We start from the raw sequence: 17,696 nt of genomic DNA, 5'->3' as shown, positions 1-17,696 counted from the left end.
AATACGGCGCAAAATAAACTAAAAATCCCGGATTTTTCTTATTTTTCGGGCAAAAATATAATACTATGAATTCCATAAGTAAACATAAGTGGCTTTTTAACAGGGATATAATATACAAAATATTGATTTTTATTGCAACAGTTACTGTCATAGTAAGTTTCCTCCCTCAGAAGGATAAGTTCAATTATCAATTTGATATTAATAAGCCCTGGAAATATGGGTTACTCCAAGCTTCTTTTGACTTTCCTATCTACAAGAGTGATGCTCAGATAAAGGAGGAACAGGATAGTCTTATGGCATCCTATCAGCCATATCTAAGCATAAACAACAATGTTGAGAAGCAGGCTATAGAAAAATTCAAAGAAGATTATAATAAGACATTAAAATATATAATCCCCAATTATGAGTATTTCACTCAGATTGAGAAAATGCTGAAAGAGATGTACAAACTTGGTATCATCTCGGGAAGCGACATGTCCATTCTAAGAGGAGACAGCATCAAGACATTCCGTCTTGTTAATAACACAACAGCATCTAGCCATAACGTATCTCAACTGATCACTGTTAAAGAGGCGTACGAGAAAATTATGAGCTCTACCTCTTTTCAATTAATAAGAACTCTACTTCAGAAGTGCAATCTCAACAACTATCTCACCCCAAATGTTGAGTTCGATAAAGAGAGATCGGATATAGCAAAAAAAGATCTTCTCTCCACAATATCAGGAGCCAGTGGATATGTGATTTCCGGTCAGAAGATTATCGACAGAGGAGAGATTGTCAACGAAGGTACATACAACATTCTTCAGTCATTGAAAAAAGAGTGGAGCAAGAAGAGTGACTCTGCTCAGGAGATAAGGATGACCATAGGAGGTCAGATTCTTTTTGTGAGTATATTCATTCTCTGTTTCATGATATACCTTGAACTTTTCAGAAAAGATTATTACCAGCATAAGGGTGGACTGACTCTTCTCTTTGCATTGGTGATGTTCTTCCCTGTGCTTACCTCTTTAATGGTTGATCAGAATCTGTTCACCGTATATATCATACCTTTTGCAATGGTACCTATCATTGTAAGAGTGTTCCTCGACTCTAGAACGGCATTTATGATTGTATGTACAATAATAATGCTCTCTTCCATCACATTAAGGTATCCATATGAGTTTATACTGTTGCAGGTTGTAACATCAATGATAGCAATATACAGTTTACGCGAACTATCCCAACGTTCACAGCTTATACGAACTGCATTTTTTATATTCGTCGGTTATGCCTTGTTATACTTCTCCCTGGAACTTATCAATGAGAACGACCTGACAAGGTTGAACACAAGAATGTATCTATACTTCATGATAAACGGAGTGTTGCTACTATTTGCATACCCACTTCTGTTTGTCCTTGAGAAAATATTTGGATTCACATCAAATGTAACATTGGTAGAACTTTCGAATATCAATAATAAGATATTAAGAGAGATGTCCGAGGTAGCTCCAGGCACATTCCAACATTCACTTCAGGTTGCCAACCTTGCTTCTGCAGCTGCCAACAGGATTGATGCAAAGAGTCAGCTTGTAAGAACGGGAGCCCTTTACCATGATATAGGGAAGACCATAAATCCTGCCCTATTTACAGAGAACCAATCCGGAGTTAATCCTCACGAAAACCTAACATACCAGCAGAGTGCTCAGGTGGTGTTAAGTCATGTCACCGATGGGCTGAAGCTTGCTGAAAAGCATAACCTGCCACAAGTAATAAAAGATTTTATAAGTACTCATCATGGTAAGGGAGTGACAAAATATTTCTACATATCATGTCAGAACGAAAACCCTGATGAGGTTATCGACAAATCTATATTTACATATCCTGGTCCTAATCCTTTCACTAAGGAACAGGCAATCATGATGATGGCTGACTCTGTTGAGGCAGCATCAAGAAGTATGCCTGAGTATACCGAAGAGAGCATAAGCAATCTTGTCGACAAGATTGTAGACTCACAAGTCAATGAAGGTTATTTTAAGGAGTGCCCTATCACCTTTATGGACATAGCCAATGTGAAATCAGTATTCAAGGAGAAACTTAAGACAATGTATCACGCCAGAATAAGCTATCCTGAACTAAAAAAATAATATTTATGAAAAAACGACTATTACTGACATCTGCACTCTTACTACTACTCTTTGCAGGTGGAAAAGCACAGCGCAGCTCTATAGAGAAAGTAAATAACTCTATACAGCTCTACTATGACAAAGAACCGTTTTTTATCCTAGGGGGTGAGCTAGGGAACTCTTCAGCCTCATCGGTAAAAGATATTCGGCAAATTTTCCCCAAACTTAAAGCCATCGGCTTGAATACTGTGTTAGTACCTGTTTATTGGGATTTATTGGAACCACAGGAAGGTTCTTTCGACTTTGCTCTTTTGGATGAGACTCTCTCGGAAGCTAGGAAAAATGATTTGAGGTTGGTTTTGCTATGGTTCGGTGCATGGAAAAACAGTATGAGCTGTTATGCTCCTCTATGGTTCAAGAGTGACTATAAGAGATTTCCTCGTGCTTATACCAGCAACGGAAAGCCGCTTGAGATTGCAAGTGCCTTTTCTGATGAGGTACTGAAAGCTGATTCAAAAGCATTCAACAGAGTGATTAGTCATATCAAAGAGAAGGATGCACAGATAGGTACTGTTGTAATGATTCAGGTTGAGAACGAGATAGGCATGCTGGAATCGGCTAGAGACTGCTCAGCTATAGCCAACAAAAAATTCAGTCAGCAGGTCCCAGAGGAGTTGATTACATATCTATCAAAAAACAAAGAAAAGCTTCACCCTGTAATGCTTAAGAGATGGCAAGAGGCAGGGTCAAAAAAGAGAGGTACATGGAGTGAGGTCTTCGGTGAAGGCATTGAGACTGATGAAATATTCATGGCATACCACTATGCAAAATATGTGGAGATGATGACAAAGGGAGGTAAGTCAATATACAACATTCCAATGTATGTCAATGCTGCAATGAACAGCCGAAACCGCAAACCGGGAGAGTACCCTTCCGCAGGTCCTTTGGCACATCTCATTGATGTATGGCATTGCGCAGCTCCTTCAATAGATTTCCTTGCACCCGACCTTTATGATAAGGGGTTTAAAGATTGGACAGCACAATATAAGCTGCACAACAACCCACTATTCATACCAGAGATTCGTCTTGAAGATAATGATGGCGTGCGTGCATGTTATGTTCTAGGTGAGATGGATGGATTGGGATTCAGTCCATTCTCTATAGAGGACTATAACTATTCCGAGAAAAAGCCATTAGTGCAAAGCTACAAGATGCTTCAAGATCTCATGCCTTTGATAAAGAAATATAAAGGTAGCGACAAAATGCGCGGTGTATTGTTAGATAAAGAGGCAAGAACAACAACTCTTAAGATGGAGCCAAAAGTTGAACTTACCTGCAGCCACTACTTCACCCTACCATGGGACCCTCGTGCTAAGGAAGATAATGAGTGGCCTGAAGGTGGTGCTCTGTTTATAAGATTATCGGATATGGAGTATATAATTGCAGGAAGTGGAATCGTTGTAACCTTCCAGGAAGATGGCAGTAAAACTGCAATGAAAGTGGAACTTGGTGAAGATGGTTTCATTAACAACGGTGGTAAAAAAAGAGATTCAGAAGAGAGGTGGAACAAAGATTACCGTATAGGAATAGGCTATGTTGACGAGGTTAATATGGATAAGGAGGGCAAGATTGAGCGCATACGCAGATTTAATGGTGATCAAGACCATCAAGGACGCCATGCACGAATATCGGTAGACGACTTTAAAATACTACACGTTAAGTTATACTCATATAAATAAAAATCATCCTGAGCTAATTAATGAGACTAATACCATTTATTGAAGTGCACCCCAAAGTTTCTTGTCCAAACTTTGGGGTGCACTTCAAATCATCTATTCCGAGTTATTTTTTCTAGAAGTCCCTTACATGAGTCTTCTAGGATATCTATTACATTTTCGAAACCTTGTGCTCCTCCATAATATGGGTCGGGAACATAATCAACAACTTTATCTATACAGAAATCAGTCATCCTGAATATCTTATCCTGAGTTTTTACATCGGGCGCCTTCTCTTTTAGTCTATCAATATTACTATCATCCATACCGATAATCATATCAAATTCAAAGAAATCGTCTGTCACTATAGGACGAGACTTATGTGTAAGATTATACCCTCTACTTGAGGCATGCATCCGCATTCTAGGATCAGGCAGTTCTCCACGATGGTAACTCAGAATACCTGCAGAGTCAATAATAAGATCACTATGTCCCTCTTTTTCAGCAAGCACTCTAAACACCTCTTCTGCAGTACAAGAACGACATATATTTCCTAAACAGACAAATAATATCTTTTTCATTATCTAAAATTCTTACATTGGATCAACATCATAATATATCGTTACCGATCTGAAAGCCTCATCTGCAACAATGCTTTTCTGTACAGAGACCAAGTAATCACGTACCTTGGCAATAGATATGCGATTATCTATCTTTAAAAGAATTTTGCGAATAAATAGATTCTGTACCCTAGCCACAGCAGGCTTATCGGGCCCAAGTATCCTGTTTCCAAGTCCTGTACGTAATATTCCGGCTATAGTTTCTGCAGCTCTTACGGTAACATCTTCATTACGATGTTTCACATAAACACATATCAGTTTATAAAACGGTGGATATTTAAATGCCTCCCTCTCTTCAATCTGATCATTATACATTCCTTGGTAATCGTTGTTGATTACCTGAGAAATAACAGGCACTTCTGCTGACTTGGTCTGCAATATAACAAGTCCTCTCTTATATTTTCTTCCTGCCCTTCCTGCAACCTGAGCCATAAGCTGGAATGCTCTTTCATAACTTCTGAAATCGGGATAGTTAAGAAGATTATCGGCATTTAGTATACCTACTATGCTAACATTATCAAAATCAAGGCCTTTAGATATCATCTGTGTACCAATAAGTATATCTATATTGCCATTCTCAAAGTCAGATATGATATTTTCATAAGAATTACGTGTACGTGTAGTGTCGAGGTCCATCCTTGCCACCTTAGCTTCTGGGAATAGCTTCTCTACATCATCCTCTATCCTCTCTGTTCCATATCCCCTGTTCTTAAGGTCCACATTTCCACAAGCAGGACATACAGTAGGCATTTGATAGGTGTATCCACAATAGTGACATGTAAGCATACTCCGGTTTTTATGATAAGTAAGGCTCACATCACAGTTCTTGCATTTTGGCACCCAACCGCATACGCTGCACTCTATTATTGGAGCAAAGCCACGTCTGTTCTGAAAGAGTATAACTTGCTCTTTCCTCTCCAGAGCTTCTCGAATATTTTTGATTAGTATCGGCGAGAATGGTCCTGTCATCATCTTTTTGCGCGCAAGCTCTTTTATGTCTACCAGCTCTATGTGAGGCAACTCAAGATCTTTATATCTCTCATTAAGTTCTACAAGTGCATACTTGCCGGTAAGAGCATTGTAATAACTCTCCACACTTGGTGTAGCTGTTCCGAGCAATACTTTTGATTGAAATCGTGAAGCAAGCATTATTGCTGCACTTCTGGCATGATATCTTGGAGCAGGATCTTGCTGTTTATAGGAATTCTCATGTTCCTCATCTATAATCACAAGTCCCAGATTTGTAAACGGCAGAAAAATTGAAGATCTCACACCCAAGATAACATCATATTGCTTTTCTGTAAGTTGTTTCTGCCATATTTCTACCCTCTCTGCATCCGAAAACTTAGAGTGGTATATGCCAAGTCTGTCTCCGAACACTTTTTTGAGACGTTCTGTTATCTGTGTAGTAAGAGCTATTTCTGGAAGCAGATACAGGACCTGTTTACCGGCTTGGAGTACTTTATGTATAAGATTAATATAAATTTCTGTTTTACCACTTGATGTTACCCCATGCAGAAGGCACACATCTCTTTTATTGAAACTATCAATAATGGAGTTGTAGGCATAAACCTGAAAATCATTCAGAGTGTTCACCTCAGAAAGTTCTATCTTTGAATCGGATATTCTTCCTATCTCATGGAAATAGGTCTCAAGAATATTCTTCTTCTCCAGTTCTCTAAATATAGCAGCCGAGAATCCGCTCTTCTGAATAAGTTCAGCTTTTGAGACCTCCTTTTGAAGATTCTTGTCGGAGAACCATTGTGAAAGTTCAATGAATTTCATCAGCATTGCCTGCTGTTTCTGGGCTCTGCTCAATGAATCAAAAATGGCATTCAATCTATCTTCATCAAGAGTGTTATCCACAAGACGTACACGAGCCTCTACTTTTGGTTTGTAGTTGTTCTTTAACTCCTCTTTTATAAAAACAGCCTCTTTATCGAGCAGGTGATTTACTATCCTAAGGATATTTTTTATGCCACTATATTTCTCAAGCAGATTGATACATAGCTCATTATCATTTTCAAGTATATCGAGTACCTTCTGCTCTTTATCAGATAGAGGGGATGATGCTTCAAACTCTTTATTATATACTATTACAGTCTCGCTCTCAATCTTGAGTCCTGATGGTATAGCAGCCTTATATACATCACCAAGAGTACAAAGATAATATGATGCTATCCATCTCCACAGTTCCAGCTGATCGGCAAGAATGATAGGATGATTGTCGAGTACCTCACTCACCTCTTTCACTTCATATTCCTGTGGCTTGTCATAATGTACCTTTGCTACAATAGCAGTATAATATTTCTTTTTACCGAAAGGTACAACAACACGAAAACCTACATCCACATCCTCTTGCATCTCTTCAGCAAGGGAATATGTATATAGGTTTGATAAAGGAAGCGGCAATATTACATCGACATACTTTTTCATGCCGCTAAATTACAAATATAATTTAGAAGATGTATGCCAAGGAAACTTGCCAAGTATTATTTTTTGCATCAAAATCTATATTATGAAGAGTATCCTTAATAGTTGCTGTGTTGCCTAGTGCAAAATTGTAGTTTACTCCGGCTTGGATATGATTTATCAGTTTCACACCTGCACCTACATTGAATGTTGTAGTATTCTTCTTCAGGTGTAAGATTGAATCCCATTTGTCGCCTATGTTAAATCCGAACTGAGGACCTGCTGCAATATATGCTCCAAGTGTGCTACCCAATCCGAAAGACATTTTTAAGTTAACTGGAACCTCAATGCTCTTTAGTGTTGCATCAGATCCATCAGCAGATAATTTAGACTGCGAATAGAGAGCAGCAGCATCTACACCCAATCCAACGATAGGAATTGTAAACTCAGCCATAGGCCCGATAAACCATCCTGTTCTATTATCTGTAGATAATGCGCTTTCAGAGATATTCAATTTAGAGATATTCAAACCTCCCTTTACACCGAATTTTAATTGTGCATTTGCCGGTACGCTTATAAATAGCATAGCTACAAGAGCAAAAAATAACACAAACTTTTTCATGACTTTCAATTTTAGTGAATTTTACAATAAAAAAAGACAAAAAGCGGAATGAATAGTATAGATAAACTAATATTAAGTCAAACCTAATTTAAACTATAACAATGTTATGCAATAATTGTTTGCCCGCTTGTCATAACAAAAAAACCCGACAAAAAGAGTCAGGTTTTGTATATAAAGATATAGTTAGAATAATTAAATTCAATTAATATTCCTCTTCGTTAAAGAAGAAATCTTCTTTGCTTGGGTAATCAGGCCAAATATCCTCTATACTCTCATATATTTCACCTTCATCCTCCATCTCCTGCAAATTTTCGATAACTTCAAGAGGTGCGCCAGAACGCATTGCATAATCAATTAGCTCATCTTTTGTAGCAGGCCATGGAGCATCTTCTAATTTTGAGGCCAATTCTAATGTCCAATACATAGTATTCCCGTTTTAGTATTAAAATAATATGATTTTTTTATTTGCCGCAAAAGTATATTATTTTTTGTCATTTGCAACTTTTATTCCAAAAAACTTCACTTCTATTTGTTAATAAATTTAATCTCCTTGATAAAATAAATAGATAATCAGACAATCTATTAATAAAAGTAGTTATAAGTTCATCAATATCCTGATCAGATTTCAGTACCCAAATACGTCTCTCAGCACGTCTACAGACTGTTCTGCATACATGAGCCTGAGCAGAGGCACGACATCCACCAGGTATTATAAATGCTGTCATCTTAGGAAGGGTCTCATCAATCGCATCAATTTCATTTTCCAGCCTCACTATATCCTCAGCAAAAAGCTTTGACTGCGGTTTATATTCTGTCTGATCAGGGTCAGTTGCTAGATATGATCCTATAGAGAAGAGCTTATGCTGGATAAACAGGACTAAATCCTTGTCTCTATCTTCTGTTAAATAAGTTTCAAGCAGACCTAGATGAGAATTCAGCTCATCCACAGTACCATAGGCTTCAAGACGTACATGAGTTTTAGGAACTCTTACTCCACCAACTAATGATGTAGAGCCGCTATCTCCTTTTCTAGTATAAATGTCACTTTTTTTCATAATCTTATCATAAGAAGTTAACTATATAATTCTGTTTATATCTATCTTTTGGAAAAAGAATAATGCCAATATCGTAAAGGTCGAATGTCAATACAACCCTGTTATCTCTCTGCAGATTGTTCCACCATTCTCTCTTTTTATCAGATGAATATGGATTGCATACTATAATAATACTCTTATCATTAACATGGTCTATCGCCTTATCGAAGATATCTTTATAATATGGAGTAAAGCCTATATGAAGACAATCAATCTTATCCATCTCATCCAACAGTTGATCTAATTTTTTGACAACCTCATCATCTTTCGCATCACTTAATGAGTAGAAGGTAAGCTTCTTCGAAGCAGCCTTCATATACGACATACTTATTCCACCATCACAAGCTATATCTATAACAGACTCAGGAGTATAATAGTTTATAAGTCTGAAGAGTAATCTGTAAACTTTGGTACGATACCTGTTGCTTTTACAGCATACTCCTTTCTGAAGTTCCTTGTATGCATAATATGAATAGTTCTCGTAAATAACTGATGTTATAAGAAAAAAATCAGATGGAGAATGAACTCCATACCCACAACGATGACGAAAACGTCTGCACCAATTATATAATCTTCTTGTAAATGTTATCATTTTATGTTTCCTATTGTCTTCAATGACTATACTACAAATGTAACAAAACATCAATAATGCATAAGATATAATCATAATAAAATTAGCTTTATATTTGTGCTATATAAAGAAAGATGCCGTATGGATATAAGAGAAGCAACCTATAAAGATATTCCGGAACTGATGAAACTATTCTCATCAGCAAGAGATTATATGCGTAAAAATGGCAATATGATTCAATGGGTAAATGGCTATCCTTCTGAGGAACTTATAAGAAGTGAGATTGAGAATAAGCACTGCTACATATGCATTGAAGGCGAAAAGAGCATAGGCACCTTCTGTTTCATCATAGGGAATGACCCAACATACAACTATATAGATGGTGGAAACTGGATTAATGAGCACCCATATGCAGTAGTACATAGACTCGCTTCTGATGGAAGCTACCCGGGAGTGGCAAAGAGTTCCCTAGATTGGTGTTTTAACAGATGTAACAATATAAGAATAGACACCCATGAGGTAAACAGCAAAATGCAGAATCTACTTATTGACTATGGCTTTAAAAGATGTGGTATAATTTATGTTGCCGATGGAACGCCTAGAGTATCATTCCAAAAAGAGACCGACATCTGATAATAATAGAGTATCACAAGTATTATTTACTTAGGGAAAAGATTTTAGCATATCTCATTAGCTCTTAGTGCCAAGACATATTACACAAAAACCAGTCTCTTTTATTTACAATAAAGAGGCTGGTTTTAATTTTATATTTCATATGCGCTAAAGCGCTATCTAAATCATCTCACTATCTGTTTAAGGAACCAATAAAGGCTGTTCAGCAGTTGATAAATGTATATCAGTGCCGCCTATTACAGAGACATTATCTTTTATTGTAACAATCTCACCTGTATTAATTTTCTGACCCTGAATTTTATAGTTAGCACTAAATAATCCACTAACTCTAAAATAGTTGTTTTTTAGTGTATCCGAAACTGTTGAGATGGTATCACCGGCAGTATTAATTGTGAACACACGAACAGCCTCCTTAGCAGGTGACAAATAACCATCAATGAATGATGTGTTAGCCTGAATATAAGACCTAATAACCGGTTTAAGTGAATATGATCCGTTACCTCTTGCAACAATAGATCTTGCTGCATCAAAGTCAATGAGAACCTTATATCCACTTGTCAGTGAAGGTACAGACTGTACATTTAATTTCAATCCGGAAGTATATCCACTTGGTACTATCAATGGTTTAACTGTTCCATCATTAAGTACAATTGTGTTGTTTATGCCTAATAGCAAACGTATCTGTGTAACCTTAACTCCTGCATCAAGAACTATATTGGAGAGTAGAGAATCTTTACCATTTGCAAATTTAGTGATTTCTACAACTTTTCCTGCAATAGGTAAATTAACCCAATGTATAGAATCCGTTGAAAAACTAATGGATTTCACATCAATGTTTACTGCTTTATATCCTTTTACTATAGGAGCATCTGTCAGATAAAATCCAACTTGAGACTTACCATTTGCGTTATTGTCATTCAAATCACTTCCACAAGATGTGAAGAGTAGTGTAACCAATCCTAAAAAGGGAATAATACTAAATAACTTTTTCATAACAATAATTATTAATTAATAATACGAAACCAATACCTTACATAGAGCATTTATGAATTACTCGCGACAAAAATCAGTAAATGCCTATAAAATCGCAAAAAAGTGGCCATATAAATACAATGCATTAACCATAAATAACATAAGATTTAGGATTATAGAAAAATGTTAGCCTTAACCAATAATCAATAAAATAGCGCCGTAAAACCCATTACATAAAACAACTTTATGTCACTAAACAATCAAATATTATGACCTTTTTGTTTACAAAAACCTTCAAAAATAAGCTATTATCTTTGCGTAATATTTTATAGTAAAATATAATATATGAGCCATGGTCTTGAACTAAAATTCAAAAAATGAGTTTGAAAATAGAATAAAATATATGAAATCAGAGGTAAAAAGGTTATGTTAGACTTTGATTTGGCTGAGCTTTATGGAAGTGAGACCAAACGATTAAAAGAAGCTGTAAGAAGAAACCTTATTCGCTTCTCAAGCGATTTAATGTTTGAATTATCAAAAGAACACTAAAGTATAACATGCCCTTCATACAACAAATTAGAGGATGCCCCTTTGGAGACATCCTCTCATTGTAAGTTCCTTTGCTTTATGAAAGGAACATTAATAATTAATAAAATAGAATAGATTAATCTTCAAGTTCATATGGAAGTAACTCCCACATATCATCGAAATAGTAACTTCCTCCGCTACCTCCTGTAACTATAAAACCTCTGGTACCAGTAGAGAACGAAACTGATTGATATCTTGCCGTTCCTTCAAATGGAGTGTATTCATCATCACTGTCACCATACCATAAGTCTGTTTCCGGATAATAGACCCAATAATCGGATAGATTCCCATTGTTATAGCCGCTTGTTATATATCCTTTACCATCAATAACAAACGAAACAGCATTCCATCTTACTATTGCATAGTCGTCATCATAGTCATAATCACTGGTATCTTCAATATCTCTAAGTTGTGTCCAGGTGGTGCCGTCGAATTTCCAAAAGTCGTATACAGCCGAACCATTATTCTGTCCACAACATATATATGCTACATTATCTATAACAAAAGATGTTCCATATACACGCTTTGTACCTCCATATCCATTCACAATCTGCCACTGGCTGCCTGATGGCGCTGTTGGGTCAAAGCGATAGAAATCTTTTAGATAGTTATCGTTCTTTCCACATCCTATATATCCGTATCCGTTAATTGAAAAAGCTATTGCTCCAACTCTTTCTCCACCAGGAAAATCATCCATCTTGGTCCAAGTGTCTGTATCTGGATCATATTCCCATGTATCCTTAAGATATGTCATACTCTCTTTATTATAACCAACAGTGATGTATCCTTTCCCATTAATACTGAATGCGGCAGCATCCAAACGAGATAGAGCTTCATCAGGCATTGAAGCACATTTTGACCAGTAATTTTGATCGGCATCGTATACCCATAGATCATTAAGAGTTTTTTTGCCTGTATATCCGCAGCATAGATATCCCTTATTCCCTATGGTGAAACTACTGGCTTGACTTCGTGCTACTCCGTCAAAATCTGATTTACGCTCCCATACTCCCTGAGTATATGAGTCTTCATCGTCAACGCAACTGCTCAGTGTTATCAACCCCAGCAGAGCTATACTTAAGTACTTCTTAATGTTTATCATTTTTTTAATCAAAATTTTATCGGCGAATATATATCCCTCTCAAAACTGTTGCAAATAAGGTCGATAAACAGCCATTATTTATCGTTAAACCCATTAGAAGACAAAAGCTATTGGTTCGACGATTACTTTATGAACATACAATATCAATTATTTTTCTTTGCAGCATAAAGAAATAATGAGTATGATATTGACCAGAAATAAATCATTTAGTTTAATTGCATGTTTTGTTCTTTTAACCGCTCTCTTCTCTTGTCAGGATGAGAATTCCTACTTGGGAGAGAGCTTGGTTGAGAGTTCATTCAGGAACGTTTTTACAGATACTTGTAGTGTTGACATAAGTACGATATTGGTCGATTCTCTTAAAACATTGGGTGACAGTGTGACTCAGATAGGTTATTATGAGGATTCTGTTTTTGGTAAGGTTACTTCATCTTTTTACGCCGAATATAATAAGGCAAGTTTCAGCGTAGATGATGGTAGCACATATACTTTCGATTCTATTACATTGAATATGACTCCATCTGGACATTATTGGGGTGATACGCTTGTTACACAGAGAATAAATGTATATAAGTTATCAAAAGCTATAGCTCTCAATTCAGAAGAGACTCTGTATAACACATCCAAAGTAACGACAGAGGATTCGCCACTTTTCAGCTTTTTGTATAAGCCAAAACCAAATACGGACAATGATATTGAAGTAAGGATGCCTGATAAATTTGGTAAACAACTATTTGAAGATATTCTCTCTGAAAATGAAGCTTTAGATAGCCAGGATAAGTTTCGTGAATATTTTCATGGCCTTGCTTTTAAACAAGATAATTATGGAAGCTGCATTACAGGCTTTATGGTTAATGATTCTTCAATGTATATGAAAGTTTATTACCATGAATCAAATAATACTCTAGAGGAAAAAGAATTGATATATACTGTAAATACAGACTATTCATATACTCATGTAGAACACGACAGAAGTTCTTCACAAATCTCACAGTTAATTCCAGGGCAGAATAACTCGATATTATCCTACAAGACAGGGAAGCGTGCCTATTTGCAGGGGCTTACAGGTATATATAATTCTATAGAGTTCCCCTATCTTAATAATATACAGGTGGCTGGTGACATTGTATCGATTGAAAGTGCGACTCTTTATTTGTATCCATTAAAGAACAGTTATGGGAAGTATAGCCAACTGCCCTCTACACTCAGGTTATATATAGCAGATGACAACAATAATACAGAGAACCAGGTATACGATTCTATGGGAACAACGATACAGAATGGTAACCTTGTTGTAGATAATATATATGGTGATGAGACATACTATTCGTTTGACTTGACATCGTTCATGCAAGACAACCTTGGTACATGGGGCATGAACAGGAAGAAACTGTTCCTTATACTTGATGATGATGACTTTGTATGTACTTTCGATCAGGTCGTGTTTTCAAATGATCACTCAAAAGATAAAGGACAGATAAGATTGGATATAAGATATAAAGCATATAATAAATGAAACGAAATATAATTTTGGTTGCTATTGCTTCAATTTCGATAGTATCTGCAACGGAAGCACAAAATACAACAAGCCTGCCTACCTCGATGTATGGCTTAGGTGAATTGTCTATGGGAGATGGAGGTAAATATTCGGGGTTGGGTAATGTGGCAATAGGCCTTAGAAAGAATGGTCTTATGAATTCACAGAATCCTGCATGTATAACAGGTATGGACAGTACCGGCCTAGTCTTTGATATTGGTATGGTTGCATCGTATAGTAAATACAGTATGCTTGGCAAGACTAGCACTGCTTTTACGGGAAATCTTAATAGATTTTCAATGGGAATAAGATTACTTCCTAAGTGGTACACAATGGTAGGCGTAGCTCCTTATACAAGTGTAGGGTATCTGATAAGTGTGGACCAGGAAATTGAAGGAACAACTAATTCATATATTACCTCTTCTTTCGAGGGTACAGGTGGATTGTATAGGTTTTATTTATCTAACGCCTTTTTATTGAATAAAAGGCTCTCATTAGGAGTTAACATTGGATTTATCTCAGGAATGATAGAACAGAGTGAGACTGACGAAGGAGTTGTTGTTAACAGAGAGTCTAAAAAAAAGTACATTCTATTCTGATTTTGGATTACACTATGCTTTAAGCAAAAAATGGTCAATGGGACTTGTTTATGGGCTTTCTTCTAAATTAAATCAAAAAAATACACTGACATATGATAATAGTTCTGAAGATACTGACATTGAAACTTATTACCATAATGAAAAGCAGTACATACCTCAGCGTATAGGATTAGGAGTAACTTATGACAATAATAAGATAACACTTTCCGGAGATTATAATTGGATACAATGGAGTCGCAATTCATCTTCAGTAAGTTCATATGACTACATAGATCAACATAAATTCAATGTAGGAATGATTTATAACAAAAATCCAGAACGACGTTCAATAGAGTATATGTGTGGCATTGGCATAAGCAATTCCTACATAACATTCAAAAAAGAGAAAATGAACTATCTGAATTTAAATGCAGGTATTGCTATACCATTTATGCAATCTACTTTATCTATGGGAGTTTCATGGAAACAACAGCTCAATACTAAGGCAAACCTTATGCAGGAGAATCAGCTTTCACTTAACTTCAATATGACTTTTGGAGAGAGGATTCAAAGAGGAAAAATTAATTAGTTATTATAGTATAGGCAAATTATCAATATAGTTTTGGAACTTTTTACGATAAGAATCACCAATAGGGATATTTACAGAATTAAAAACTATGTGCCCTTTTTTTATTTCTATTATTCTTTCTTTTCTGACGATGTATGATCTGTGAACTCTTATAAAGTCGTCCTCAGGAAGGACTTCTTCTATACTTTTCATACTGCAAAGACTTAATATAGGTTTTACTTCATCAGTGCAATATATTTTAATGTAATCTCCTAAACTTTCTATATAGTTTATTCGGAACAAGTCAAGACGAACCACTTTGTATTCTGACTTTATATAAACGAATGGTTTCTTTTCTTTCTCTTTTTCAGGGAGATTTAATATGGTGCTTTTTTTATTATTGAACCACCTAAGAGCTTTGTTCGTTGCATCAAGGAATATTGGATAGGTGAAATTAGAAAGCAGGTAGTCAAGAGCGTCAAGGCGGAAACAGTCGGCTGCATATTCTTTATCTGATGATATAAAGATCACTCTTGTTGAGTTATTCAAAAGCTGACAAAACTGACATCCGTTCATCTCATCGTTCTCGATGCCAATAAAGAAGAGTTGAATTTGCTGCTCGTAATATTTAGATAAAGCTTCCATCGGATTGGTATAGACCCCACAAAGTGTAAGAAAAGGTGTTTGTTCAATATATTTTTGCAATGTATTAATCATCGACTGGTCATTCTCTAAAATTGCACAAGTTATAGTCATATCAAATCAAAATAATAGTTAATGTTAGGTACTTAATTTATTCTTCTTATGCCTATAACTAAAAAAAATCGACGAAACAGCGGATTTTCTCATTATGTGTTCGAATTTCAACAAACTTAACAAAATTCAATTGCTTATTTATTTTAATATTAACTTAAAAATAAAATAATTACGATAAGTTCAAGACCGCTTCTACTCTATTTTTTATACGTAGAAAACAGTATAATTATGGATGGAAATGACAAATAGTTGTAATATAAGTATGCGATAATTCTGTCTATTCTTTATTAATAACATTATCTCTGTTCAGAAAATGGATCATGATAAACCGTTAAACGAATCATGATTCGTTGCTCAACCGATCATGATTCGTTGACCAACCGATCATGATCGGTTCATCATCCAATCACGACAAGTTTTGCGACACAGATAATATACCTATTCATGAATACTCTAATTGATTTTTTCTATAATCCTCTCATTTTTTAATTGGTGTAAATAGAATAAAAACTGATGGGAAAGCATCATCCACTTGGCTCGTCGTACTTTTGTAGGAAATTAATATAAGCAGGTAAAGGATCCAAATTTAGTTGGCTCACTTAGTGTACACAAAGAAGGAAGCAAAGTATTCGCTCTATATCGAGATATTGATGAAAAAATGAAGAAAGAATTAGTAAAAGCATCGGAATAATAAGTTCATAGTCAGAAGAATATCTATGTAATAGATACTGCAGGTGTATTTCTGAAACGAAATGAGTTTCTTCCTTCGGTGCAACTTTGTAATACATTTCTAATCGATTTCGAGGGGAATGTTGTTACAGTTGGAACTCCAATTAATAACCCGACAATGCAAAACATAATACTGAAACGTATTCATAAAAGAATTATAAAATGATTCTTTTAGTGTACATTGTATTACGAGTTTGCAGAATTGTTTTGATATGAATAATTAAAAGATAATTAAATTAATAAAGTACCAATCTTTATGAAATACATATCTTACATAATAGGAATAGTGTTTGTGGCCTCCGGTATTCTTAAGTCAGTCAATATTGATTCCTTCACTCAAGAAGTACAGCAATATATTGATTTGTATATGTTGGATTATATTTATGGATGAAGCCGTGGTATCGCTATGCTGTATGTGCATTGGAACTGTTGATTGGAATTCTAACATTGACTGGATTGTTCAGAATGTGATAAGCATGACATTCTTAGTGATGATCTAATTCTTCTTGTATCTCACAGGATTAAATGCTTTCTTTCCATCAGAGTATTTCGGAAGTGTTGAGTCTTGTGGGTGTTTTGGAGAGCTGATCCATTTCTCACCCATGGCATCGTTCATTTAGTCCGTGATATTGTGGATTCTTGCTGTCATACTACTCCTGATGAATATATTCAGAACTAGTATCATCAGTGCTTTGTAAGAATTTAAACTGAAGATTCGTGATGTTAGAACTTATATATTAATGGAATTATAGTTTTTTGTAAAAAAATTTGGAAATATTGTAGTATTTAATTACTATTGCAACTGAATACTATGATTCGTACTATTACCTATCCTACTAAGAAAAAATTAAATTAGATTTGTTTCATCATCTTTTCGTTTTTCGACTTGCAGTTTCTGTGAGTATCACCTTATGAAAATCGCTATTACTCTATAACCTTTGATAGATTATTTTAGCATTTTGTTACATATAGTTATCCGATTAAAAAACGGAATCTGATCTAGTGCACAAGAGAGGATGACGTATTAAATAATTAACCAAAAGATTAAAGAAAAATGAAAAACATTATTAAGACCACACTTGCTGTGACAGTAGTGG

The 17,696-nt window shown here is 35.6% G+C and carries 15 protein-coding genes and 1 pseudogene; 7 read left to right on the top strand and 9 right to left on the bottom strand.

What is annotated here, in order from left to right; all coding sequences use genetic code 11:
* The first annotated feature begins 65 nt into the window (after nt 1-65).
* Nucleotides 66-2,123: an HD family phosphohydrolase gene (locus JCM15092_RS02165; RefSeq protein WP_024993215.1), complete on the top strand. Its 2,058-nt coding sequence runs from the start codon at nt 66-68 to the stop codon at nt 2,121-2,123.
* Between the two features lie 5 nt (nt 2,124-2,128).
* A complete protein-coding gene (locus tag JCM15092_RS02160; protein ID WP_024993214.1) occupies nt 2,129-3,841 on the top strand; it encodes a GH35 family beta-galactosidase in 1,713 nt (570 codons plus the stop codon).
* Nucleotides 3,842-3,930: 89 nt separating this feature from the next.
* Here the strand turns inward: JCM15092_RS02160 and JCM15092_RS02155 are convergent, their stop codons facing one another.
* From JCM15092_RS02155 to JCM15092_RS02130, 6 genes are all read right to left on the bottom strand, one after another.
* Complete coding sequence (locus JCM15092_RS02155) at nt 3,931-4,398, bottom strand: low molecular weight protein-tyrosine-phosphatase (protein ID WP_024993213.1); 468 nt, start codon at nt 4,396-4,398, stop codon at nt 3,931-3,933.
* A 12-nt stretch (nt 4,399-4,410) separates the two neighbouring features.
* On the bottom strand, nt 4,411-6,873 hold the full coding sequence (priA, locus tag JCM15092_RS02150; RefSeq protein WP_024993212.1) for a replication restart helicase PriA: 2,463 nt from the start codon (nt 6,871-6,873) through the stop codon (nt 4,411-4,413).
* Nucleotides 6,874-6,895: 22 nt separating this feature from the next.
* On the bottom strand, nt 6,896-7,471 hold the full coding sequence (locus tag JCM15092_RS02145; protein WP_024993211.1) for a porin family protein: 576 nt from the start codon (nt 7,469-7,471) through the stop codon (nt 6,896-6,898).
* A gap of 202 nt (nt 7,472-7,673) precedes the next feature.
* Nucleotides 7,674-7,895: a DUF2795 domain-containing protein gene (locus tag JCM15092_RS02140; RefSeq protein ID WP_002558131.1), complete on the bottom strand. Its 222-nt coding sequence runs from the start codon at nt 7,893-7,895 to the stop codon at nt 7,674-7,676.
* 67 nt (nt 7,896-7,962) lie between these two features.
* Nucleotides 7,963-8,526 carry a cob(I)yrinic acid a,c-diamide adenosyltransferase gene (locus JCM15092_RS02135; protein WP_024993210.1) on the bottom strand — a complete coding sequence of 188 codons (564 nt, stop codon included), beginning with the start codon at nt 8,524-8,526 and terminating at the stop codon, nt 7,963-7,965.
* A gap of 7 nt (nt 8,527-8,533) precedes the next feature.
* On the bottom strand, nt 8,534-9,157 hold the full coding sequence (locus JCM15092_RS02130) for a class I SAM-dependent methyltransferase (protein ID WP_235782250.1): 624 nt from the start codon (nt 9,155-9,157) through the stop codon (nt 8,534-8,536).
* A gap of 120 nt (nt 9,158-9,277) precedes the next feature.
* Between JCM15092_RS02130 and JCM15092_RS02125 the strand changes: the two genes are divergently transcribed.
* Entirely contained in the window at nt 9,278-9,769 is a 492-nt protein-coding gene (locus tag JCM15092_RS02125; protein ID WP_024993208.1) for an acetyltransferase, read from the top strand.
* 180 nt (nt 9,770-9,949) lie between these two features.
* Here the strand turns inward: JCM15092_RS02125 and JCM15092_RS16440 are convergent, their stop codons facing one another.
* Nucleotides 9,950-10,762: a DUF4382 domain-containing protein gene (locus tag JCM15092_RS16440; protein ID WP_024993207.1), complete on the bottom strand. Its 813-nt coding sequence runs from the start codon at nt 10,760-10,762 to the stop codon at nt 9,950-9,952.
* A gap of 378 nt (nt 10,763-11,140) precedes the next feature.
* Here JCM15092_RS16440 and JCM15092_RS17005 point away from each other — a divergent pair.
* Nucleotides 11,141-11,284, top strand: a pseudogene (locus tag JCM15092_RS17005) (ORF6N domain-containing protein); the annotation flags it as partial.
* 121 nt (nt 11,285-11,405) lie between these two features.
* Here the strand turns inward: JCM15092_RS17005 and JCM15092_RS02115 are convergent.
* Nucleotides 11,406-12,431 carry a Kelch repeat-containing protein gene (locus JCM15092_RS02115; protein WP_084488407.1) on the bottom strand — a complete coding sequence of 342 codons (1,026 nt, stop codon included), beginning with the start codon at nt 12,429-12,431 and terminating at the stop codon, nt 11,406-11,408.
* Between the two features lie 181 nt (nt 12,432-12,612).
* Here JCM15092_RS02115 and JCM15092_RS02110 point away from each other — a divergent pair, with 181 nt between their 5' ends.
* Genes JCM15092_RS02110 through JCM15092_RS17390 form a run of 3 tightly spaced genes read left to right on the top strand, consistent with a single transcriptional unit; the run spans nt 12,613 to nt 15,135 of the window.
* Entirely contained in the window at nt 12,613-13,947 is a 1,335-nt protein-coding gene (locus tag JCM15092_RS02110) for a DUF4270 family protein (protein ID WP_024993205.1), read from the top strand.
* Nucleotides 13,944-14,567: a BamG-related protein gene (locus tag JCM15092_RS17395; RefSeq protein ID WP_235782249.1), complete on the top strand. Its 624-nt coding sequence runs from the start codon at nt 13,944-13,946 to the stop codon at nt 14,565-14,567. The genes JCM15092_RS02110 and JCM15092_RS17395 overlap by 4 nt, the downstream gene beginning before the upstream one ends.
* A 37-nt stretch (nt 14,568-14,604) precedes the next feature.
* Nucleotides 14,605-15,135: a BamG-related protein gene (locus JCM15092_RS17390; RefSeq protein WP_235782248.1), complete on the top strand. Its 531-nt coding sequence runs from the start codon at nt 14,605-14,607 to the stop codon at nt 15,133-15,135.
* A gap of 3 nt (nt 15,136-15,138) precedes the next feature.
* Here JCM15092_RS17390 and JCM15092_RS02100 read toward each other — a convergent pair whose 3' ends face one another.
* Nucleotides 15,139-15,870 (bottom strand): LytR/AlgR family response regulator transcription factor, encoded by a 732-nt coding sequence (locus tag JCM15092_RS02100; RefSeq protein ID WP_024993204.1) that lies wholly within the window; start codon nt 15,868-15,870, stop codon nt 15,139-15,141.
* Nucleotides 15,871-17,696 lie beyond the last annotated feature (1,826 nt).

Source organism: Phocaeicola paurosaccharolyticus JCM 15092 (assembly GCF_000613805.1).
GTDB classification, from domain to species: Bacteria; Bacteroidota; Bacteroidia; order Bacteroidales; family Bacteroidaceae; genus Phocaeicola; species Phocaeicola paurosaccharolyticus.
This window is presented reverse-complemented; position numbering and strand designations above follow the sequence as displayed.

Bases quoted from the DNA above. Each gene is read 5' to 3' on its own strand.
- JCM15092_RS02100 (WP_024993204.1), bottom strand. From the start codon at position 15,870: ATGACTATAACTTGTGCAATTTTAGAGAATGACCAGTCGATGATTAAT.
- JCM15092_RS02110 (WP_024993205.1), top strand. From the start codon at position 12,613: ATGATATTGACCAGAAATAAATCATTTAGTTTAATTGCATGTTTTGTT.
- JCM15092_RS02115 (WP_084488407.1), bottom strand. From the start codon at position 12,431: ATGATAAACATTAAGAAGTACTTAAGTATAGCTCTGCTGGGGTTGATA.
- JCM15092_RS02130 (WP_235782250.1), bottom strand. From the start codon at position 9,157: ATGATAACATTTACAAGAAGATTATATAATTGGTGCAGACGTTTTCGT.
- JCM15092_RS02125 (WP_024993208.1), top strand. From the start codon at position 9,278: ATGGATATAAGAGAAGCAACCTATAAAGATATTCCGGAACTGATGAAA.
- priA (WP_024993212.1), bottom strand. From the start codon at position 6,873: ATGAAAAAGTATGTCGATGTAATATTGCCGCTTCCTTTATCAAACCTA.
- JCM15092_RS02135 (WP_024993210.1), bottom strand. From the start codon at position 8,526: ATGAAAAAAAGTGACATTTATACTAGAAAAGGAGATAGCGGCTCTACA.
- JCM15092_RS17395 (WP_235782249.1), top strand. From the start codon at position 13,944: ATGAAACGAAATATAATTTTGGTTGCTATTGCTTCAATTTCGATAGTA.
- JCM15092_RS02155 (WP_024993213.1), bottom strand. From the start codon at position 4,398: ATGAAAAAGATATTATTTGTCTGTTTAGGAAATATATGTCGTTCTTGT.
- JCM15092_RS02165 (WP_024993215.1), top strand. From the start codon at position 66: ATGAATTCCATAAGTAAACATAAGTGGCTTTTTAACAGGGATATAATA.
- JCM15092_RS02140 (WP_002558131.1), bottom strand. From the start codon at position 7,895: ATGTATTGGACATTAGAATTGGCCTCAAAATTAGAAGATGCTCCATGG.
- JCM15092_RS02160 (WP_024993214.1), top strand. From the start codon at position 2,129: ATGAAAAAACGACTATTACTGACATCTGCACTCTTACTACTACTCTTT.
- JCM15092_RS16440 (WP_024993207.1), bottom strand. From the start codon at position 10,762: ATGAAAAAGTTATTTAGTATTATTCCCTTTTTAGGATTGGTTACACTA.
- JCM15092_RS02145 (WP_024993211.1), bottom strand. From the start codon at position 7,471: ATGAAAAAGTTTGTGTTATTTTTTGCTCTTGTAGCTATGCTATTTATA.
- JCM15092_RS17390 (WP_235782248.1), top strand. From the start codon at position 14,605: ATGGGACTTGTTTATGGGCTTTCTTCTAAATTAAATCAAAAAAATACA.